The organism is Salinisphaera sp. PC39 (genome assembly GCF_040361335.1).
Lineage (GTDB): Bacteria > Pseudomonadota > Gammaproteobacteria > Nevskiales > Salinisphaeraceae > APNM01.
This window is the reverse complement of the sequence record NZ_APNM01000006.1, coordinates 1-20,112: the sequence shown is the minus strand read 5'-3', so window position 1 is coordinate 20,112 and position 20,112 is coordinate 1. Positions and strand designations below refer to the sequence as shown.

General features: G+C 69.0%; 15 protein-coding genes. 9 read left to right on the top strand and 6 right to left on the bottom strand.

Going from position 1 to position 20,112, the window contains the following annotated elements; genetic code table 11:
- Positions 1-106: 106 nt before the first annotated feature.
- A complete protein-coding gene (locus tag PC39_RS07270; protein WP_353252714.1) occupies positions 107-1,582 on the bottom strand; it encodes an amidase in 1,476 nt (491 codons plus the stop codon).
- Positions 1,583-1,774: 192 nt separating this feature from the next.
- Between PC39_RS07270 and PC39_RS07265 the strand changes: the two genes are divergently transcribed.
- Genes PC39_RS07265 through PC39_RS07255 form a run of 3 tightly spaced genes read left to right on the top strand, consistent with a single transcriptional unit; the run spans position 1,775 to position 3,911 of the window.
- Positions 1,775-2,068 (top strand): hypothetical protein, encoded by a 294-nt coding sequence (locus tag PC39_RS07265; RefSeq protein ID WP_353252713.1) that lies wholly within the window; start codon positions 1,775-1,777, stop codon positions 2,066-2,068.
- A complete protein-coding gene (locus tag PC39_RS07260; RefSeq protein ID WP_353252712.1) occupies positions 2,065-3,594 on the top strand; it encodes a PepSY-associated TM helix domain-containing protein in 1,530 nt (509 codons plus the stop codon). Before PC39_RS07265 ends, PC39_RS07260 begins: the two co-directional genes overlap by 4 nt.
- A gap of 5 nt (positions 3,595-3,599) precedes the next feature.
- Positions 3,600-3,911, top strand: coding sequence for a DUF3325 family protein (locus PC39_RS07255; protein WP_353252711.1), 312 nt, complete (start codon positions 3,600-3,602; stop codon positions 3,909-3,911).
- A gap of 348 nt (positions 3,912-4,259) precedes the next feature.
- On the opposite strand, the gene PC39_RS07250 is transcribed toward PC39_RS07255, so the two are convergent.
- Both PC39_RS07250 and PC39_RS07245 read right to left on the bottom strand, forming a co-directional pair.
- Positions 4,260-6,398, bottom strand: coding sequence for a TonB-dependent siderophore receptor (locus PC39_RS07250; protein ID WP_353252710.1), 2,139 nt, complete (start codon positions 6,396-6,398; stop codon positions 4,260-4,262).
- A gap of 170 nt (positions 6,399-6,568) precedes the next feature.
- Positions 6,569-8,782, bottom strand: a complete 2,214-nt coding sequence (locus PC39_RS07245; protein WP_353252709.1) for a TonB-dependent siderophore receptor — start codon at positions 8,780-8,782, stop codon at positions 6,569-6,571.
- 257 nt (positions 8,783-9,039) lie between these two features.
- On the opposite strand from PC39_RS07245, the gene PC39_RS07240 reads away from it, so the two are divergent.
- Positions 9,040-10,080, top strand: coding sequence for an alpha/beta fold hydrolase (locus PC39_RS07240; protein ID WP_353252708.1), 1,041 nt, complete (start codon positions 9,040-9,042; stop codon positions 10,078-10,080).
- Between the two features lie 14 nt (positions 10,081-10,094).
- On the opposite strand, the gene PC39_RS07235 is transcribed toward PC39_RS07240, so the two are convergent.
- Together PC39_RS07235 and PC39_RS07230 are read right to left on the bottom strand one after the other, a co-directional pair.
- A complete protein-coding gene (locus tag PC39_RS07235; protein ID WP_353252707.1) occupies positions 10,095-11,657 on the bottom strand; it encodes an acyl-CoA carboxylase subunit beta in 1,563 nt (520 codons plus the stop codon).
- 49 nt (positions 11,658-11,706) lie between these two features.
- Positions 11,707-12,069 (bottom strand): VOC family protein, encoded by a 363-nt coding sequence (locus PC39_RS07230; protein ID WP_353252706.1) that lies wholly within the window; start codon positions 12,067-12,069, stop codon positions 11,707-11,709.
- A gap of 81 nt (positions 12,070-12,150) precedes the next feature.
- Between PC39_RS07230 and PC39_RS07225 the strand changes: the two genes are divergently transcribed.
- The 4 genes from PC39_RS07225 to PC39_RS07210 all read left to right on the top strand — a co-directional run bounded on the left by PC39_RS07225 (position 12,151) and on the right by PC39_RS07210 (position 17,613).
- A complete protein-coding gene (locus PC39_RS07225) occupies positions 12,151-13,164 on the top strand; it encodes an alcohol dehydrogenase (protein WP_353252705.1) in 1,014 nt (337 codons plus the stop codon).
- Positions 13,165-13,813: 649 nt separating this feature from the next.
- A complete protein-coding gene (gene htpG / locus PC39_RS07220; RefSeq protein WP_353252704.1) occupies positions 13,814-15,760 on the top strand; it encodes a molecular chaperone HtpG in 1,947 nt (648 codons plus the stop codon).
- Between the two features lie 164 nt (positions 15,761-15,924).
- Entirely contained in the window at positions 15,925-17,121 is a 1,197-nt protein-coding gene (locus PC39_RS07215; RefSeq protein ID WP_353252703.1) for an acyl-CoA dehydrogenase family protein, read from the top strand.
- Positions 17,122-17,229: 108 nt separating this feature from the next.
- A complete protein-coding gene (locus PC39_RS07210; protein WP_353252702.1) occupies positions 17,230-17,613 on the top strand; it encodes a hypothetical protein in 384 nt (127 codons plus the stop codon).
- 38 nt (positions 17,614-17,651) lie between these two features.
- On the opposite strand, the gene PC39_RS07205 is transcribed toward PC39_RS07210, so the two are convergent.
- Complete coding sequence (locus PC39_RS07205; RefSeq protein ID WP_353252701.1) at positions 17,652-18,440, bottom strand: hypothetical protein; 789 nt, start codon at positions 18,438-18,440, stop codon at positions 17,652-17,654.
- A gap of 417 nt (positions 18,441-18,857) precedes the next feature.
- On the opposite strand from PC39_RS07205, the gene PC39_RS07200 reads away from it, so the two are divergent.
- Positions 18,858-19,709, top strand: coding sequence for a hypothetical protein (locus PC39_RS07200; RefSeq protein ID WP_353252700.1), 852 nt, complete (start codon positions 18,858-18,860; stop codon positions 19,707-19,709).
- Positions 19,710-20,112 lie beyond the last annotated feature (403 nt).

Sequence of the window (20,112 nt, the reverse complement as noted above, 5' to 3'; positions counted from 1 at the left end):
CTGCGGCGGGCACGGGACTGCTGCGCCTGCTATGTCATGTGCGGATTTCTTCGTGGCCCCGTGGTCGTCCGCTTCGAATCCGCCCTGTGTCCCTGTGCCTCTGTGGTTAATCTTCCTTGTAATCGGGCGGTGCAACGAAGCCGCCGACGTGCTCCGCCAGCAGTCGCGCGAAGGCCAGGGTGGTGCGGTCCTCCAGGTAGGGGCCCACGATCTGCACGCCCACGGGTAGTCCGGCTTGCGTGGTCCCCAGCGGCGCCACCGTGACCGGCAGCAGCGCCGAGGTGGCCGGGGCGATCCACACGAACTGGTCGAAGTAGGGCCGGGCGCGGCCGTCCACGTCGATGCGCCGCGAGAACAGGTTGCCGTCCTGGGCGTGCGGGATCGCCGGGGTCGGGGTCACCGGCATCAGCAGCACGTCGTGATCCCCGAAGAAGCGTTCCCACTCTCGCCGCCGCCGCTCGCGGCGCTCGTGGCAGACCGCCCACTGTTTGTGGCGCTGGGTGGCCGCGTCCAGGAAGCCGCCGAGGGTGGCCGGGCGGGTGCGGCCGAGCAGCCGCATCAATGCCGCACCGCGCCGCGCCTTCGTGTAGAGCTTGCCCGGCAGGCCGGCGCCGATCACCGCGTCCAGCAGTCGCTCGTAGAGTTCGAACTCCTCGCGCAGCGCGGCCGGCGGTGTCGGCGCGCTGTCGACCCGGGCGCCGGCGTTGCCGAGGGCCGCGGCCGCGCGCTCCAGCAGGCGGCGGGTGTCGGCGTCGACCGGGCAGAAGGCGTCGTCGAACCAGCAGGCCACCCGGAAATCCGCCAGCCGCTCCCGCCGCGCGGGCGGCAGCGCCAGGCGCCAGCCCTTGCCGCGCATGGCGTCCGGCCCCGCCAGCGTGTCGAAGGCCAGCGCCAGGTCCGCCGCCGAGCGCGCGAGCGGGCCGCCGACGGCCAGGTCCGGCTCGGCCACGGTGCCCGGCGGTCCCGGAATATGGCCCTCCAGCGGGACGATGCCGTGCGAGGGCTTGTGGCCGTACACGCCGCACCAGTGGGCCGGGGTCCGGATCGAACCGCCGATGTCGCTGCCCAGCTCCAGGGCGGTGAGGCCGGCGGCAGTGGCCGCGGCCGAGCCGCCGGAGGAGCCGCCCGGCGTGCGTGCCGTGTCCCAGGGATTGCCGGTGGTGCCGAATATCCTGTTGTAGGTCTGGATGTCCTGGGCCATGCGCGGCGTGTTGGTTTTGCCGAAGACCACGGCGCCGGCGTCGATCAGGCGCTGGACGGCGACCGCGTTGCGCCGGGGCCGATGCTCGCGCAGCGAGGGTTCGCCGCAGACCGTGGTCATGCCCGCGACCTCGTAGGTGTCCTTGATGGTCATGGGCACGCCGTGCAGGGCGCCGGTCGTCTCGCCGCGCGCCAGCGCCGCGTCGGCGGCGTCGGCCCGCGCGCGGGCCCCGTCCGGGTCGCGGGCGACGATGGCGTTGATCGCGGGGTTCAGGCGCGCGTCGCGCTCCAGGTAGTGCTCCAGGGCCTCGCGGCAGCCGATGCGCCTGTCCCGGATCGCGGCCGCCAGCCCGGCCGCCCCCAGCTCGTGAATCTCGGTCATGTGGCCCCCTCGAATGCGCACGGCGCGGACGGATGCGTCCGCGCCCGTGGTGGTCTCGTCATGCAACGGGAAAGGCTCACTATACGATACGGCCCGACCGCATCCGAGGGCGGCGCTTGAAGGTTTTCTGCAAACCGTTATCATTCGCAAAAGCAACCTGCATTCGCCGACGCCACCGTGCCCCATTCGCCGATGTCACGCCGCCCCGTCCTGGAAGCGGTCCTGCGCGCTTTCGCCGCGCTGCCGTTGGCTTATCTGGCCGCCGCCTCGCTGGCGGCGGCGACGGGCGTGCTCCTGGCCTTCGCGGGCGTGCCCAAGACCGAGGCCGTGGGTTGGCCCATGCTCGGGTCCTACCTGATATGGCTGGCGCTGGGGCTGTACGCCTTCGGGGCGCGCAGTGTGCTCCGGGCCTGGGCGGTACCGGGGCTACTCGCGCTGGTCGCCGTAGCGGTGGTCTGGCGGATCGATGTCGGGGGAATGATTTGAGGCGCTCGCTACGCCAGTCGCTGAACCTCATGCACACCTGGGCGGGCATCCTGCTCGGGGCACTGCTGTTCCTGATCTTCTTCATGGGCAGCCTGTCGGTGTTCGACGAGGAGATCGACCGCTGGATGATGCCGGATACGCGCGGCGAGGCCCGTGCCGACGTCGGCTACGATACGGTGCTGGCCAATCTGCTGCCGGCGGTCGAGGTGCGCGACGAGCCCGTGTTCCTGTATCCGCCGAGCCAGCGCCAGCCGGTCTACCGCGCCAATTTCCACGGGCCGGGGGATACCCATCTGCGCCGGTTCCTCGATCCCGCGACCGGCGAACTGCTGCCCGACCAGGGCACGCTCGGGGCGAGCGAGTTCTTCTACCCGATGCATTTCGGGCTGCACCTGGATCATTTCGGTTTCACGCAGATCGGCTACTGGCTGGTCGGCATCGCCGGCATGGCCATGCTCGCCCTGCTGGTCTCGGGGGTGATCATCCACCGCCGCATCTTCCGCGACTTCTTCACCTTCCGCCTGGAACGCTCGCGCGGCCGCGCCCTGCTGGACCTGCACAACGTCGCCGGCGTGATGCTGCTGCCGTTCCTGCTGGTGATCACGTTCTCCGGGATCGTGATCTTCTCGCACGTGTACATGCCGGCCGGCATCCTGGCGGTGTACCCCGATCCCGACACCTTCTTCCACGACGCCTTCCCGCACCCGGACCGCGAGGCCGCGGGCGAGTCCGCGCAGACCGCCTCGCTGGACACCATGGCGGATCGGGCCTCGCGCGAGTGGGGCGGGGGCGAGCTCATGGCGCTGGGTCTGTTCCATCCCGGCGACGCCAACGGCTACGTCGCCATGTACAAGGACACCGGCGACCAGGTGAGCTACCGCTACGAGCAGCTCACCTTCGACGCCGCCAGCGGCGAGCTCATGCACCACCAGCGGCTGGGCCCGGCGATGAGCACCTACCAGTTCATCATGGGGCTGCATCTGGCGAAGTTCGACGACTGGCCGCTGATGTGGCTCTACTTCCTGATGGGGCTGGGCGGCTGTCTGGTGATTGCCACCGGCTTCCTGGTCTGGCTGGACAAGCGGGTCCGCGACGCCGGCCGCGCCGGCTATCGCGCGGCCCAGGCGACCGCCTCCGCGGCCACCGTCGGCCTGCTGTTGGCGACCGCGGCCATGCTCGCCGCCAACCGCCTGCTGCCGGCCGACATGGCCGGGCGCGCGGCGGCCGAGGTCTGGGTGTTCTTCGGCGCCTGGGGCGCCAGCCTGTTGTTCGGCCTGTGGCGGCCGGGACTGACCAACCTGCGGCGCCAGCTCCAGGCCCTGGCCCTGCTGAGCCTGAGCCTGCCCCTGCTCAACGCCGCCACCACCGGTGACCATCTGGCCGCCACGCTGTGGCGGGGCGACTGGGTGGTGGCCGGCGTGGACCTGTGCTGCCTGGCCGCGACCGCGATGGCCTGGCTGGGCGCGCGCCGTCTGCCGGCGCCGGTGTCCGGACCGGTCGCCCGTCCCGCCACGTCGGAAGCCTGACCTCCGTGCTGCTGTCCCTCCTGCTCGCCGCCGCCGGCATGGCGGCCCTGGCCGCGGTCCAGCGCAGCGAGCGTCGCCGGCGCGGTTTGCCGCCCCTGTCGCCATGGGCGCGCCGCCTGCGCCAAGTCGGGGGAAGCGCCTGCATCGCCGGTTCCCTCGCGGCGGCGGTCGCGGCCCTAGGCCCGGATCTCGGGATCGTCTACTGGGTCGCGGCCGTCGGTCTGGCCGGCCTGGGTCTGGCCTGCGGCAAGGGTCTGCTCGCGGACCGCACGGGAGCCAGAAAAAAGCCCGTCCGGCGTCGCCGCCGGACGGGCTGAGTCACGGGGCGCGGATCGCCCTGGGAGGCTGTTTGCAGACCGTAGGCCGGGATGAGCGAAGCGTTTCCGGCATCTGCGCGACGGCGGCAAGCGCCTTGGCACACGGCCAGCCAGAAAATCAACCACAGAGGCGCACAGAGGGACACAGAGGAAACCGACTGTTGGTCCCGGAAGCCGCGGCAGCGGCTATCCGGGACCCAGGGAAACATTCGTCAGGCCAGGGATTGTCGGGATACCGGGTCCGGCACGAAAGCCTGCCCCGGACACGACCCATAGCGCCCATCAAGAACCTCTGCGCGCCTCCGTGCGCCTCTGTGGTTTCATGTCCCGCCAGCCAATAACACCTCCCTAAAAGCGGTAGCGCACGTTGCCGACGATGTTGCGGCGGCTGCCATAGCCGCAGTCCAGGCCCTCGGCGCGGCACCAGGTGACGTAGACCTTGTCGGCCAGGTTGTGGCCGTTGACGCTGAAGTCCCAGGGACCGGTCCGGTAGCCGAGCATGGCGTCGTACACGGTCACGGACGCGACCTCCGGACCGCCGCCACTGCCGACGACGTCACCGCGGTAGCGCGCCCCGGCACCGACTCGCAAGCCGTTGTCGAATTCGTACTTGCCCCATAGCGAGGCCAGTTCCTCGGCGACGTTGCTCAGGCGGAAGCCGGTGCTCTCGTCGCGGGCGTCGAGGTCGGTGTAGTTGGCCAGCAACTCGAGTCCGCCGAAACGCTTTTTGAGCTGGATCTCCCAGCCGTCCACGACCGCGCCGGTTTGCGTCACGCCGCCGGGTCGATTGCCCTGGACCACCCGGTTCGTCTGCTCGATGTCGAACCAGGCGAAGTCCACCGACATGGCGTGGCGGCGCGACAGGTACTTGAGGCCGATCTCGGTCTGGTCGCCCTCGGTGGGCTCCAGCGTGCCGCCGGCTTGGTCGGTGCCGAGGTTGGGGTTGAACGATTCGGCGTAGCTGACGTAGGGCGACAGCCCGGAGTCGAAGCGGTACATCAGGCCCAGGCGGCCGGTGGTGACCTCGTCGTCGCTGGTGACGTCGGCGGCGCCGGGGTTGAGGGTGGTGCTCTCCGAGTCGTCGCGGCGCAGGGCGGCCGAGACGACCACCCGGTCGATCTCGATGTGATCGATGAGATAGATGCCGGTCTGCTTGATCTCGCTGTCCGGCCGGTCCACGGGGTTGAGCACCTGATCCTGAAGGTTGCCGTACTGCGGGTCGTAGAGGTTGATCGTGCCGCCTTGACCGGCGCCGTAGTAGTAGTTGTCCTCCTCCCAGAGCGCGTCCTGGCGGTCCACGCCGATGGCCAAGGTATGGACGGTCGGGCCCAGGTCGATCACGCCCTGCGCGCGCACGTCGAAATTGAGCACGTCGGTCTCCCGGTCGACCGTGTAGATGGTACGCGCGACGTTGCCGTCGTCGTCCGGGACCGCGCCGATGGCGATCCAGTGCTCGCGGGTCTCGGCCTCCGAGTCGGACTTGCGCACGGTGGCCTTCAACTGCCAGTTGTCGGTCAGCCGCTGATCGACGAACAGCGTGACGTCCGTGCGCTCGCGGTCGTAGCGGTCCCAGCCGGGCTCGCCCACGAAGGTGTCCGTCGGGATCCGGCCCTTCGGCGCGGGATCGATGGTGCCCTTGGAGGGCAGGAACTGGGGCGCCACCCGGCCGTCGTTGACCAGGCGGTTGACCAGCAGGCTGACCTCGGTGCGGTTGTCGGGTTTCCAGGTCACGGAGGGCGCCATGAGATAGCCGTCGTTCTCCACGTGGTCGACCTGGGTGTCGGTATCCCGGTTCAGCGCCACCACCCGGTAGAGCCAGTCGCCGTCCCGCGTGATCGGCCCGGTGACGTCCGCGGCGATCTGACGGCGGTCGAAGGAGCCCGCCTGGGCCCACAACTCGCCCTGCTGCTCGTCCCGGGGCAGCTTGGAGACGGCGTTGATGATGCCGCCGAGCTCGGCCTGACCGTAGAGCACCGAGGAGGGCCCCTTGAGCACCTCCAGGCGCTCGAGCGTGTAGGGGTTGGTCAGCACGCTGTTGTAGTAGCCATAGACCGAACGCAGGCCGTCGAGATAACGGGAGGCGTCCAGCCCGCGCACGGCGACGGTGTCGACGCGGTTGTCGAAGCCGAATTGCGCGCCCTGGATGCCGGCCGAATACAGCAACGCATCCTCGATGGTCAGGGCGCCGATGTCCTCCATGAAGTCCCGCTCGACGACCTCGATGGCCTGCGGCGTGTCCTTGACGGGCACCGGTGTCTTGCCGACCTGCGAGCTCTTGTCCAGGTTGATGTAGGCGTCGCTTTCGCGCGCGCTTTCGTCGGTGATCTTGATGGGCGAAAGCCGGGTGCCCGACTCGCCGGATCGGTCGTCGCCCGCGGCACGGTCGGTCCCTTGCCCGTCACCGGGCCCCGCGGCGGCCGCCGATGCGGCGCTCAAGGCCGCCGCCAGGAAGATGGGTCCTGCGGTTCTCAGCCGGTTCCAGTTCATGTTGCTTGCCCCTCGGGTGGCTTGGTGAATGGCGGTATGCGGTCCGAGACGGCGGCCGGTCGGTCCGGCGCGGTCCGGTCTCGGGGCCGCCCGATGAGCACGTGTGTGCTCGATCGGTGGCGGGACATCCCTGTCCCGCGCCAGCGGCCGCTTTTCAGGCGGCCCCCGGCTCAATCCCAGCGGTAGCGGATGCTGCCGATCACCTGGCGCGGCACGCCGTACTCGCAGAAGTCGTCCGGGTCGCCGCCGCCGCAGTAGATCTCCTGCTCGTCCAGCAGGTTGCTGGCCGAGACCTGCAGCCGCACGTTCCGGTCCACGTCATAGCGCACGGCCGCGTCCACCAGGGTGGTCGACGGGTCCTCGTAGTCGTTGGCGCTGCTCACGTAGTAGCCGTCGGTGTAGCGCACGCCGGCGCCCACGCCCAGGCCCGCGAGGCGGCCCGTGGTGACGCTGTAGTCCAGCCACAGGCTGGCCAGGTTCTCCGGGGTGTCCCCGAGCTGGTTGCCGTCGTTCGTGCCGTTGCCGTCCTCGACGATCTCCACGTCCTGATAGGTGTAGGCGGCGATCGCCTTGAGGTTGTTCGTCAGGTCGGCGATCACTTCCAGTTCGGCGCCGCGCGAGCGGGTCTCGCCGATCTGGATCTGCACGGCCGGGTTGCCGGGGTCCGCCACCAGCTCGTTCTCGCGGGTGATCTCGAACAGGGCCAGCGTCATGGACAGGCCGGTCTCCGGCGGCCGGTAGCGCAGGCCCACCTCGTACTGTTCGCCGGTGATCGGCTCGTAGTCCTCGCCGGTGGCGCTGTTCTGGCCGTAGTTGGGGGTGAAGGACTCGGAATAGCTGGCGTAGGGCGCCCAGCCGCCGTCGGCCAGGTAGACCGCGCCGGCACGCAGGGACAGCTCGTCCTGGTCTTCCTCGCGCTGTCCCGAGTTGTCCTCCTCGACCCAGTCCTGGCGGCCGCCGAGGGAGAATGCCCAGCGCTCGCCCACCTTGATGTGGTCCTGGACGTAGAGACCGGTCTGGTCCGCTTCCACGGTGTTATCCACGAAATTACTCGGTGTGGAGAAGGGGCGGCCATAGATCGGGTCGTAGAGATCCAGATTGGCGCCTGGGCCGGTAATCGGAATGAATTGCCCCGTGAGCGGATGATTGCTCCGCCGTGTGTCGTAGGTCAGCGCCTTGTGATCCAGGCCCACCAGCACGGTGTGCTCGACCGTGCCGTGGGTCCAGGTGGAGACGAGCTGGTTGTCCAGGGTGGTGGTCTCGCCCTCGTCGAAGCGGGCGCGGTTGAAGCGGTTGACCAGGGTCCGGTAGTCGGGCGAGAGGGCCGGGCCGAAGTAGTTGCGGAAGGTGTCGAGCACGTCGTACTCGATGTCGCGGTAGCGCAGGTTCTGGCGGAAGGTCCAGCGGTCGTCGAAGTGGTGCTCGAACAGGTAGCCCACGGCCCACACGGTGGCGTCGTAGCGGTCGAAGCTGGGCTCGCCGATGTAGCGGCTGTCGGGGATACGGCCGTGCTGGCTTTCCTCCACGGTGCCGCGGCGCGGCGATCCGGACCAGGGGTAGCGGGTCTCGTTCTCCTGGTAGTGGGCCAGCAGGGTGAGCTCGGTGCGGCTCGACGGCGCCCAGGTCAGGGCCGGCGCCAGATACACGCGGTCGTCGTTGACATAGTCGATGTAGGTGTCCGAGTCCTGCCAGAGCCCGGTCAGGCGATAACGCCATTCGCCGTCGGCGTCGAGGCTGTCGCTGAAGTCGGCGGTGAGCTGCTTGTGGTCGTACTCGCCGACTTCCAGGCCCACCTCCCGCAGCGGCGCCGAGGTCGGCCGCTTGGTCACGAGGTTGATGATGCCGCCGGGCTGGCCCTGGCCGTAGAGCACGGACGCCGGGCCGCGCAGCACCTCGATACGTTCGAGGCCATAGGTCTCCAGGGGCGCGTCGTAGGGCAGGCCGGCCTGGATCTGGGTGCCGTCGCGGAAGGTGGCGTTCTGGGCCGAGAAGCCGCGGATATCGATGGAGAAGGAGTCGATCACGCGCGCCGCCGGGCTGTTATCCACCCGGATGCCGGGGGTGTAGGCCACCGCTTCGGTGAGGGTGTCGGCGCCGCGGTCCTCGAGCTGCTCGCGCGAGATCACGGAGATCGATTGCGGCACCTCGATCAGCGGCACGTCGGTCTTGGTCGCGGTCGCGGCCCGGTCGGCGATGTAGCCGTCCACCGGGTCCCAGGCGGTGTCCAGCCGGTCTTCGACGCGGATGGGCGCCAGCTCGGTGGCGTCGTCCCCCGTCGGGTCGTCGGTCTGGGCGGCGACGGCGCCGGCGGCCGCCAGGCCGGCGGACAGCGCCAGCGCGCAGGGCAATGCCCGCCGCAGTCGGCTCGCGTGTCGTGACGACATGATGTCTCCCTTGAGTAGTTGTTAGAGATTTTTAAGCGAATACGAATGATTCGCATACATAGTCTATAGTATCGCGCCCCGCTTGTCGCGGTCGTTCAGCGCCGGGGCCGGCCGCGTCGGTCGCTTGAGGCGGTCGCTCGAACAGCGGCGATAGCGCCATGCCGGCGATTTGCAGGGCGGTGCATCTTGGCGACGGCATCGCCGTTTGCTATACAACGGCCATGGCGGGGGCAACGGCAACGGTCCGGCGGACACGCGTGGGCCGGCGCGGGGACGCGCGACGCGGCGTGATCCACGGCGACCGGCACACACCGGTGGTGGCCGAGGCCCACCACTGCCGCACGCTCGACGGCCAGACCCTGGCCCTGCACCGGCGGCGCGCCCCGGATGCCGCCGACGCCCCGCCGGTGCTGCTGGTCCACGGTCTGGCCCAGAACCGCCGCACCTGGGAGCTCCACGATCGCAGCTTCGCCAATTACCTGGCGGGCGAGGGTTTCGATGTCTGGCTGGCGGAGCTGCGCGGCCACGGCGATTCGCGTGCGCGGGGCGCGACCTACGCCCGCGGCTTCGCGGATTATGCCGATCTCGATGTACCGGCCCTGCTTGCCTACGTGCGCCGTCGCAGTGCTGGCCGGCGGGTGGCCTACATCGGCCACAGCCTGGGCGGTGTGCTCGGTCTCTGCCAGCACCGGGGTCAGGCCGGCCTGGCCGGGGTGGCGGCCCTGGCCTCGCCGCTGCGTCTGGGCACGGCCGCGCCCAGTCTGCAGGCCCTGGCCTGGGCGGTGACCCTGGTCGAGCGCGGTAGCCTGCTGCGCTTCGCCGCGGGGGCGCCGGTCCACGGCGAAGTGATCGGCTGGCTCAATCGCCTGTGTCTGCCCTGGCTGGACCGGCCGAACAATCCCTTTCCCCTGGCCCTGTGGGCGCCGGGCTCGATCCCGATCGCGGCCGCGCGAGAGCTCACCCGGCACGGGTTCGACCGTACCGGCGTGGGGGTGCTGCGCTTCATCATGCACTGGGCCCGCACCCGGCGTTTCCGCGATCCGCACACGGGCGAGGACCTGGCCGAGCGCCTGGCGGCTCTTCAGGTGCCGGTGCTCCTGGCCGGCGCCAACCGCGATCCGATCGTGCCGCACGCGGCGATCGAGCCGGCCGATGCCCGGCTCGGCAGCGGGCGGCTGGATTTCCGGACCTTCGGCGACGAGGCCACGCCGATCGGCCATTTCGATATCGTCCTCGGCGACGCCGCCCCGGCCCTGGTCTGGCCGGGCGTGCGCGATTGGCTCCTGACCCTGGACTGAAGCGCCGCCGCGGCTCAGGCCATGCGCGGCCAGTTGGCCAGCCGGCGGTGACTGCGGCCGCCTTCGCCGTCCGGCCCGCGGGCGGTTTCCAGGGTCCGGATCAGTTCCAGGCGGGTATCGGCCGGATCGATGACGCGGTCCACGTAGCCGGCGCCGGCCGCGTCCCAGGGCGCGTTGGCGCGGGCCAGCTCCTCGGCATAGGCCTGCCGCGCGGCCTCGGGATCGTCCATCTTGGCGATCTTGCGGCCGTAGACCACGTTCACCGCGACCGCGGGCGCCATGAACGACACGTCCGCGGTCGGCCAGGCCAGGACCGCGTCGCTGTCCATGTTGCCGCCGGCCATGTTGCAGTGGGCCATGCCGTAGGACTTGCGCACGATCAATGAGACGCGCGGCACCGTCGACTGGTGCAGGGCCTCGATGAAGTTCATAATCCGCAGCGGCATGCCCCGTGCCTCGGCGGCCTTGCTCACGAAGAACCCCGGCGTGTCGTGCACGAACACCAGCGGGATGTGGAAGGAGTCGCACAGGGCGATGAAGGCCACGGCCTTCTCGCAGGCGCCCGGTCCCATGGCGCCGGCGGTGGATTTGGGGTTGTTGGCGAGGAAGCCGACCACGCGTCCGTCCAGCCGGCCCAGGGCGGTGATCAGGCTGGGATCGAAGTAGGGTCGCAATTCCAGCAGCGTATCCGGGTCGGCGATCAGCCGCAGGACGTGGTGCATGTCGTAGGTGGCGCGCGGGTCGGCCGGTACCGCGTCCACGAAACCCGGCTCGCGCGTGCGCCGGCCCGGCGCGGGCGCCCAGACCGGCGGCAGCTTGCCGGCGTGGTCCGGGAAATACCCCAGTGCGCGCCGCGCCAGCGCCAGGGCGTGTTCGTCGTCCTCCGCGAACAGGTCGACCTGGCCGGTGGTCCGGGCATGGAGTTGCCAGCCGCCCAATTCCTCGGTGTCGGCGCGCTCGCCGGTGGCGATCTCCAGGATCGACGGCCCGCCCACGCACATGGCGGTGCCCTTGACCTGGATCACGATGTCCGAGACCGAGGCGCTCCAGGCGGCGCCGCCGAAGCACTCGCCCATGATCGCGACGATCGCCGGCACCCGGCGGTCGCGCGGCGGCGCGCCGGCGATCGGATAGACCATGCTCATCATGCCCGCCGAGCCCATGATGTCGGGCACGCGGGCGCCGCCGGCGTCGCCGAGGTGGATGCAGGGATAGCCTTTCTCGACCGCGTACTGCATGCCCCGGGACTGCTTGCGCACGCCGACCCGGCCGCCGGCGCCCGCCATCACGGTGACATCGTCCGCGGAGACGAAGGCACGGCGGCCGTCGACGGTGCCGAAACCGCAGACCTTGCCGTCGGCCGGGGTCTTGTCGGCGGCCTCCGGCAGATCGCTGTGCGCCAGCGCCCAGCGTTCCTCGAAGCTGTCGGCGTCGACCAGCCTCGCGATGCGCTCGCGGGCGGTCAGGCGGCCCTTGTCGTGCTGGCGGGCGATCTTGTCCCCGCCGCCCATGGCCTCGGCGCGGGCGAGGCGGTCGCTCAACTCGTCGCGGTGGTAGGGGTCCTGGTCCCGGGTCATGATGGCTAGGATTCCGTGGTGGGCTCGGTCATGGCTCGACGGCGCCGGTTCAGTAGGGGCCGCCCGGCAATGGCGTCGCGAACGACAGCTCGTGGCCGTCCGGGTCGCGGATGTGGAAATAGCGTTCGCCCCACTCGGCGTCGCGCGGCTCGAAAGCCGGCGTCAGGCCGTTGTCGATCGCCCGCCGGTGGCAGGCGTCGACGTCGTCGACATGGAAGATGGCCCGGCCCCAGCCGGTCTCCGGCGCCCGGTGGCGGGCCAGGTTGAGATAGCCCGTGCCGGCGTAAAACCCCGTGAAGGCAGCGTGCTCGCCGCCGAACTTGAGCTCGAAACCGAGCGCCCGGTAGAAGCGGCAGGACCGGGCCATGTCGGAGACGAACAGGGTGACCGCGCTGACGCATTCGATCGCCATGCCGGGGACTATACCGGATGCGCGGCGGTCGCCGCTGCTGCTAGATTGAGCGGCTGCGGTTCCCAGCCACCGGAGACGATCATGACGACCATGCGCGCGGTCCAGGTGCCCGAGGCGGGCGGCGATTTCGAGTTGGTGGAACGGCCGATCCCGACGCCCGGACCGGGGCAGGTCCGGATCAAGGTCGCGGCCTGTGGCATCTGCCACTCCGATGCCTTCGTCAAGGACGGCGCCTTCCCCATGGCATATCCGCGCGTGCCGGGTCACGAGGTCGTGGGCACGGTGGACGCCCTGGGTGACGGCGTGACCGGCTGGCGGTCCGGCCAGCGCGTGGGCGTGGGCTGGCACGGCGGGCATTGCTGGCAATGCGATTCCTGCCGCGGCGGCGATTTCGTCACCTGCCGGAACCTGCAGATCTGCGGTATCGCCTACGACGGCGGCTACGCCGAGTACATGGTGGCGCCGGTGGAGGCGCTGGCCGCGGTGCCGGATGCGCTCTCGGACGCGGCGGCGGCGCCGTTGCTCTGCGCCGGCGTGACCACCTACAACGCGCTGCGGCACAGTGGCGCGACGGCCGGCGACGTGGTCGCGGTCCAGGGCGTGGGCGGCTTGGGGCACCTGGGCATCCAGTACGCCTCGCGCATGGGGTTCCATACCGTGGCGCTGTCGCGCGGCGCCGACAAGGCGGAACTGGCGGCACAACTGGGTGCGCATCGCCATATCGATGTCGAGGCCGAGGACCCGGTCAAGGCCCTGCGGCAGTTGGGCGGCGCCCGCGCGATCCTGGCCACCGCGCCCAGCGGCAAGGCCATGAGCGCCCTGATCGGCGGTCTGGGGCCGAGCGGCCGCTTGATCGTGGTGGGCGTCGGTGCCGACCCGATCGAGGTGTCGCCGGCGCAGATCATCGGGCCGCGCCGCAGCATCGCCGGCCACCCCAGCGGCACGCCGCACGACTCCGAGGACACCATGGGTTTCTCGGCGCTCGCCGGGATCGAGGCCGCGATCGAGACCTATCCCCTGGCGGAGGCGGCGGCCGCCTACGACCGCATGATCCGCAACGAGGCGCGGTTCCGGGTGGTGCTGACCATGGATTAGGTGGCCGCTTGCCGAGGCGGTTCCCGCAAGAAAGAATCCGCAGATTACGCCGATGGACGCAGATTAAAGAGCAGTTCCGGCCAATCTGTGTTGATCGGCGTCCATCTGCGGATAAACAAATGCCTTCACTCGGCATGGCGTCAACCGCGAAGCGCCCCGGCGACCGAAACGCCGAGCCAGAACCGGACCTTGGTGGGTGGTTCCTGAAAGAAATAATCCGCAGATTGCGCAGATATACGCAGATTAAAGAGCGTCTCCAACCAATCTGCGTTAATCGGCGTAATCTGTGGATAAAAACAAATGCCCTGGTTCGGCACGGCGCCGACCGCGCCGCGCCCCGGCGACCGAATTGCCGGGTTGGCAACGGACCTTGGCGGGCGGTTCCCGGAAGAAACGATCCGCAGATGACGCAGATGGACGCAGATTAAAGGACAGCCCAACCAATCTGCGTTAATCGGCGTCCATCTGCGGATAAACAAATGCCCTGGTTCGGCACGGCGCTGACCGCGCAGCGCCCCGGCGACTGAATTGCCGGGTTGGCAACGGACCTTGGCGGGCTATCCGCCTCTTCCGCTTGAAAACCGTGATGGTGGCCCTTACTTGAGAGCGACCGGTCGGATGACAAACGCACGATAGTGGGCACGTGACCATGAGCGACGCACAGAACAAGGAAACCCGCGGCTTTCAGGCGGAGGTCAAGCAGCTCCTGCAGCTGATGATCCACTCCATGTACTCCAACAAGGAGGTGTTCCTGCGGGAGCTGATCTCCAACGCCTCGGACGCGCTGGATACGCTCCGGTTCCAGGGGTTGAAGGACGAGAGCCTGTACGAGAACGACCCGGACCTGGCGATCCGGGTCGAGTACGACCCGGAGGCGCGTACGGTGACCGTCTCCGACAACGGCATCGGCATGTCGCGCGAGGAGGTGATCGAGCGCATCGGCACCATCGCCAAGTCCGGCACCAAGGCCTTCCTGGAGTCGTTGTCCGGTGACGAGAAGAAGGACGCGCGACTCATCGGGCAGTTCGGCGTCGGCTTCTATTCCGCCTTCATCGTCGCCGAGCGGGTCGTGGTCACCACTCGCCGGGCCGGCGAACGCGACGCCGTGCGCTGGGAGTCCGACGGCGGCGGCGAATACACCATCGAGACGGTGGGCAAGCCGGAGCGGGGTACCGAGGTCGTGTTGCACCTGCGCGAGGGCGAGGACGAGTTCCTGGACGGCCACCGCCTGCGCGGCCTGATCCGGCAGTACTCGGATCACATCGCCTTTCCCATCCGGATGCGCGCGGAACCGTCCGGCGAGGACGACGAGCCGGGCGACTGGGAGCAGGTCAACCGCGGCGCGCCGCTCTGGGCCCGTCCCAAGAGCGAGATCGACGACGAGGAATACAAGGGCTTCTACAAGCACATCGCCCACGATTTCGAGGAGCCGCTGGCCTGGACCCACAACAAGGTCGAGGGCAGCCAGGAGTACACCTCGCTGCTGTACATCCCGAGGCGCGCGCCGTTCGATCTCTGGGACCCCCAGCGGCGGCCCCAGGGGGTCAAGCTGTATGTGCAGCGCGTGTTCATCCTCGACGACGCCGAGCAGCTCGTGCCGCGCTACCTGCGTTTCGTGCGCGGCGTGGTGGATTCCAATGACCTGCCGCTGAACGTCTCCCGCGAAATCCTGCAGTCCAACCGCGTGATCGATCGCATCCGCGCCGGCTCGGTCAAGAAGCTGCTGGGACTGCTGCAGGACATGGCGGCCAAGCGTCCCGAGGACTATGCGACCTTCTGGGGCGAGTTCGGGGCCGTGCTCAAGGAGGGCATCGTCGAGGATCCGGAGAACCGCGAGGCCATCGCCGGCCTGCTGCGCTTCCCCTCCACGCACGACGACACGGTCCCGGGCACGGTCTCCCTGGCCGACTACATCGGCCGCATGCAGGAGGGCCAGGACAAGCTCTATTACATCACCGCCGACTCGGTGGCGGCGGCGAAGAACAGCCCGCACCTGGAGGTCTTCCGCAAGAAGGGCATCGAGGTGCTGCTGCTCACGGACCGCGTGGACGAGTGGGTCATGGCCCACCTCACCGAATACGACGGCAAGTCCTTCCAGCATGTCGCCAAGGGCGCGCTGGACTTGGGCGAGGCCGAGTCCGAGGACGAGAAGGCCGCCAAGGAAAAGCGCGAGACCGAGTCCCGCGAGCTGCTGGAGCGGATCAAGACCGCCCTGGGCGAGCGTGTGGGCGAAGTCCGGATCACGCACCGGCTCACGGATTCGCCCGCCTGCCTGGTGGCCGACGAGGCCGGACTGTCTTCCCATCTGCAGCGCATCCTCAAGGAGGCCGGCCAGGCCGTGCCCGAGATGCAGCCGCATCTGGAGATCAATCCCGATCATCCCCTGGTGACGCGGCTCGACGCCGAAAAGTCGGGCGAGCGCTTCGACGAGTGGGCGCAGTTGCTGTTCGAGCAGGCGGTGCTCGCCGAAGGCGGCGAACTGGAGGATCCCGCCACGTTCGTGCGCCGGATGAACCATATTCTTCTGACCCTGTCCGGCAACGGGGACGGCGAGGACGCCCGGGCCGGCTCCGGGGACGGCGGCGCCGCGGCCTGAACGTCGTTACCGGCGGATCACCCTGTCCGCCGTGCCGCGGCCGGAGCGGTAACCTTTCGTGTCTATTGTCGCCCGTGTGCTCCGTGTGGTACCAAACGAGCCTGTCATTTCAGCATTGGCGCGAGTAATCCCGGTTTCGTTCCGGGCGCCGCCGGAGGCCGTACATGAAGTTCACCAGTGAGCACGAAGAGCTGCGCCGCACCGTCCGCAAGTTCGTCGACAACGAGATCAACCCCTACGTGGACGAGTGGGAGGAGGCCCAGCAGTTCCCCTCGCACGAGCTGTTCAAGAAGATGGGCGACCTCGGCCTGCTGGGCATCACCAAGCCCGAATCGGTGGGCGGCCTGGGCCTGGACTGGTCCTACGAGCTGGTGATGGTCGAGGAGCTGGGCCGCATCGCCTGCGGCGCCGTGCCGATGGCGATCGGCGTGCAGACCGACATGGCCACCCCGGCGCTCACGCGCTTCGGCTCCGACGAGCTCAAGGGGGAGTTCCTGGCGCCGGCGGTGGCGGGCGAACAGGTGGCCTGTATCGGCGTGTCCGAGCCCCAGGCCGGTTCCGATGTCGCCCAGATCAAGACCACCGCCCGCAAGGACGGCGACGACTACGTGATCAACGGCACCAAGATGTGGATCACGAACGGCATGAAGGGCGACTGGATCTGCCTGCTCGCCAATACCTCCGACGGCAAGCCGCATACCAACAAGTCCCTGATCGTGGTGCCCCTGGACGCGCCGGGGGTGGAACGCGCCCGCAAGCTGCACAAGCTGGGCATGTGGGCCTCGGACACGGCGCAATTGTTCTTCGACGACGTGCGTGTGCCGCAGCGTTACCTGATCGGGCAGGAAGGCGCCGGCTTCATGTACCAGATGCTGCAGTTCCAGGAGGAACGGCTGTTCGGGGCCGCCAGTGCCCTCAAGGGCATGGAATCCCTGATCGACGCCACCGTGGACTACACCCGCCAGCGCCAGACCTTCGGCCAGCCGCTGATCGACAACCAGAGCATCCATTTCCGCATCGCCGAGCTCAAGACCGAGGTCGAGCTGCTGCGCTCCGGCGTGTACCGCGCCACGGAGGCGATGCTGAACGGCGAGGACGCGACCATGCTGTGCTCCATGGTCAAGCTCAAGGCCGGCCGGCTGGCGCGCGAGGTGGCCGACTCCTGCCTCCAGTACTGGGGCGGGCAGGGCTACATGTGGGAGTCCGAGCCGGCGCGCGCCCTGCGCGACACCCGCCTGATGTCGATCGGCGGCGGCGCCGACGAGATCATGCTCGGCATCATCTGCAAGCTGCTGGGCATCCTGCCGGGCAAGTCGAAGAAGGCCGGGGCGGACAAGGCCGAGGCCGATAGCGCCGCCTGATACGCGACCGGACGGTCCGTTGGCGCGGACGGGCCCTCGCCGGACGTCCGTCGCCGCGTGTAAGCTTCGAGTCCGTCACACGCCCGACGCGGCCATGCGGATTCGGTCATGTTCCTGATCTTGTTGTGCGCGGCACTCGGCCTGGCGGTCGCCATCCTGTCGGCGGCGCTGTGGGCGCTCTGGCGGCGCCACCGCCGACTGCTTCAGGCGCGCGACGACTTGTCCCGTCGGGATATGGTCGCGGATTTTTATCTCGCCGTGACCGTGCTCAACGCCGAGCGGCTCGCGCGCGAGCGTTCCCAGGTCGGCCGCCATATGTTCCCCTTCGCGCCTCGGCTGGTCACGCGCCGGGTCTATGAAGTGGTCGCGCGCGAACTGCACATCGAGTTGCGCGAGCGCGGCGTCGAGGCCGATATAGAAGTCCGCGGCAAGCGCGATGGTAGCGGGCGCCGGGGCGATAAAAAAGGCCGGCGGAGCGATCCGCCGGCCTGAATCCCCGGCTCGTGCCGGGGCGTTATTGTGGTTCTGTGTTACTGCAGACCCGGCAGGGACGCGCCATCCAGCAGAGCCGTGAGGGTGCCGGTGTCCAGCGCGTCCAGCGGCAGCGGCAGCGCGTCGGCGCTGAGCCCGCCGCTGCCGGCGCCCTCCAGCGACAACAGCCCCAGCAGGGTCGACAGCGGCAGGGCGTCCAGCGGGAGGCCGCCGGTACCACCGCCGAGCAGGCCGGTCAGGGCGTCCAGGCCGCCGAGCGGGGAATCACCACCGGCTCCGCCGAGCAGGCCCAGCAGCAAGCCCGGATCCAGCAGGCCGCCCAGGGGCGAGTCGCCGCCGGAGGGCAGGCCGCCGTTCAGGGCCTCCAGGGGCAGCAGCGAGAGCAGGAGCGTGCCGCCGATCTCGGGATCCAGCACGGTGCCGGTCGGATTGGCCAGCAGGTCCTCGCTCAGAATGAACAGCAGGGCCGGATCGAAAGTGGCCAGCTTCTGAAGGTCGGACACGAAACCGTCCAGGCCCTTATCGCCCGCGAGGATGTCGTCGATCATGTCGGTCTGGGGCGTGGCCAGCACCATCAGCGTGTCATTGAGCGAGGAATCGGTCGCCAGTGGGGTGCCGGCGCTGAGGTCCATGTGCAGGTCGGTTACCGTCTGGTTCAGGGCCAGGGTGGTGTTCGTGACCTCGAGTGCGAGCAGCGAATCGACGGTATTCGTCAGGTTCGGTACCAGGTTGCCCACCGCCTGGCCCACGTTGGCCACCGGATCCTGGGCGGCCGCCTGGCCGGACACGCCGAGCGCGAGCGCGGCTGCGATCAGTTTGGTTTTCATCGGTCTCCTCCTTGCTTGGATTGCTAAGTCTCGGTTCGTTCCGTGGTCCGGGACAGGCCTGCCATGGCCGGCGCCGGGCAGAGCCGGCGGCAACCTCCGGTGGCATGAGAATATACGCCCGTCGGTAGTGGGCAATATGGCCGTCCCTGTCTGAGTGATATCCCCTTTAATGGGTAGGAAAATTACTATTAATTCTGTCGTACGCGGAACGCTATACCAGATGGCACGGGAATGAAACTACCCATTTGTGTAGTGCATCGCGCGCTCGGGCGCCCCTAAATGGACGACAAACAACACGCGGGGTGCGTTCGCGGCCGGCCGGGTACGCGCGCAATGATTCGGTTTCGCGGTCGCCGTGCGAATCCCCGCCCTTGACGAATCGGCGTGCCGGCGCGGTGCGCCGCGAGGAGGAGAATCATGGTTGAAAGGTTCGCTGTACGGACCGTGGCGGCCGGTGTCGCCCTGCTTTTGGCCGCCTGCGCGACGGGGCCCCGGGTCGCACATGAGACCGGCCAGACCCGTTTCCAGTATCCCGACGGCGAGACGGCCTCGGACACGGGTGTGGCCTTCTCCATGGTCGCGCCCAGGCTTTGGTCGGCGACTGACGACTCGGCTCCCGAATCGGACACCCCGTTCGCCGACATGACCCGCCAGTTCCGAGCCCAGGCGCGCTTTCAGGTGGAGGACGCCGATCCGGCCACCAATCCGTTCCAGCGTCGGCTCCTGGAAACCTATCGTCCGCGGATCGAGGCCGCGCTCGACCGGGATATCGCGGAGCTTCTGCGGAGCAAGGGCTTCCGGGCCGACACGAGTTCGCCCCGCTTCGAGGATCTCGATCCGGACGCCCGCGCCAAGACCCTGCTGACGACCGTGCCCACGGCAACCCTGGCGGTCAGTCGCGAGGTCGATGAGCGCGAGTGCGGCGGTGGTTATTGTCGCGAGAGCGGCAGGCTGCGTCTCGACGGCCAGTTCCTGTTGCTGGTGGTGGAATCCGGCTCGGGATCGCCGGTGGCGATCCGCCGCATGAACCTTCACAGCCTCGGGATCGACGAGCCGTATGTGCGCTACACCGACGACGCGGACAGCGACGGAGGCGCGCCGCCCGGCGGCGAGGAGCCGTTGCGGGATACCACGGACCGGGCGCTCGTCGCCGTGCTCAACCGCTTCTACGCGGCCGCGATGGCCGAGGTGGACCGTCTGGTGTCGCGGCGCCAGGTCCTGGCCTTCCACGACAGCCTGCGGTCGTTGGAGTCCGAGCCGGCGCCCTGAGCGGCCGTTCCGGCCGGGTGGGTAAAAACTACCCGTTAGTGTAGTGGAGGTGTCCGGGTGCCCGGATAGACTCCGGGGGAAGGCTTTGTCGGCCGTTGCCGATATATAAGAGCAAAACGCGGCAAAGCCGGATAGACAGTGCGAGAGGAGGAGGAGTATTGCACTCCACGGTAATGACATTGCGGCCCCCGCGGTCGGTGCCATCCGTGTCGCGGGAGCGTCGCGGCCCGGTGCCTGCCGAGCGTCCGCCGCATGTGGTCCCCCTCTCCCTCGTGCAGGCCGCATTCGCGGCTGCCCCGAATTACCGTCGCCTGCCGGGCGTCGCCGATTAGAACGAATCAAGGATCCGCACAGCAATGGGTAATATCCGTCATTCCGTAGCCAGTTGGATGTTTCGCCACCG

What these genes read in the sequence shown, in the direction of transcription:
- PC39_RS07205 (WP_353252701.1), bottom strand. Translation starts at nt 18,440, where the DNA reads ATGAAAACCAAACTGATCGCAGCCGCGCTCGCGCTCGGCGTGTCCGGC.
- PC39_RS07225 (WP_353252705.1), top strand. Translation starts at nt 12,151, where the DNA reads ATGACGACCATGCGCGCGGTCCAGGTGCCCGAGGCGGGCGGCGATTTC.
- PC39_RS07210 (WP_353252702.1), top strand. Translation starts at nt 17,230, where the DNA reads ATGTTCCTGATCTTGTTGTGCGCGGCACTCGGCCTGGCGGTCGCCATC.
- PC39_RS07200 (WP_353252700.1), top strand. Translation starts at nt 18,858, where the DNA reads ATGGTTGAAAGGTTCGCTGTACGGACCGTGGCGGCCGGTGTCGCCCTG.
- PC39_RS07265 (WP_353252713.1), top strand. Translation starts at nt 1,775, where the DNA reads ATGTCACGCCGCCCCGTCCTGGAAGCGGTCCTGCGCGCTTTCGCCGCG.
- PC39_RS07230 (WP_353252706.1), bottom strand. Translation starts at nt 12,069, where the DNA reads ATGGCGATCGAATGCGTCAGCGCGGTCACCCTGTTCGTCTCCGACATG.
- htpG (WP_353252704.1), top strand. Translation starts at nt 13,814, where the DNA reads ATGAGCGACGCACAGAACAAGGAAACCCGCGGCTTTCAGGCGGAGGTC.
- PC39_RS07270 (WP_353252714.1), bottom strand. Translation starts at nt 1,582, where the DNA reads ATGACCGAGATTCACGAGCTGGGGGCGGCCGGGCTGGCGGCCGCGATC.
- PC39_RS07215 (WP_353252703.1), top strand. Translation starts at nt 15,925, where the DNA reads ATGAAGTTCACCAGTGAGCACGAAGAGCTGCGCCGCACCGTCCGCAAG.
- PC39_RS07235 (WP_353252707.1), bottom strand. Translation starts at nt 11,657, where the DNA reads ATGACCCGGGACCAGGACCCCTACCACCGCGACGAGTTGAGCGACCGC.
- PC39_RS07250 (WP_353252710.1), bottom strand. Translation starts at nt 6,398, where the DNA reads ATGAACTGGAACCGGCTGAGAACCGCAGGACCCATCTTCCTGGCGGCG.
- PC39_RS07245 (WP_353252709.1), bottom strand. Translation starts at nt 8,782, where the DNA reads ATGTCGTCACGACACGCGAGCCGACTGCGGCGGGCATTGCCCTGCGCG.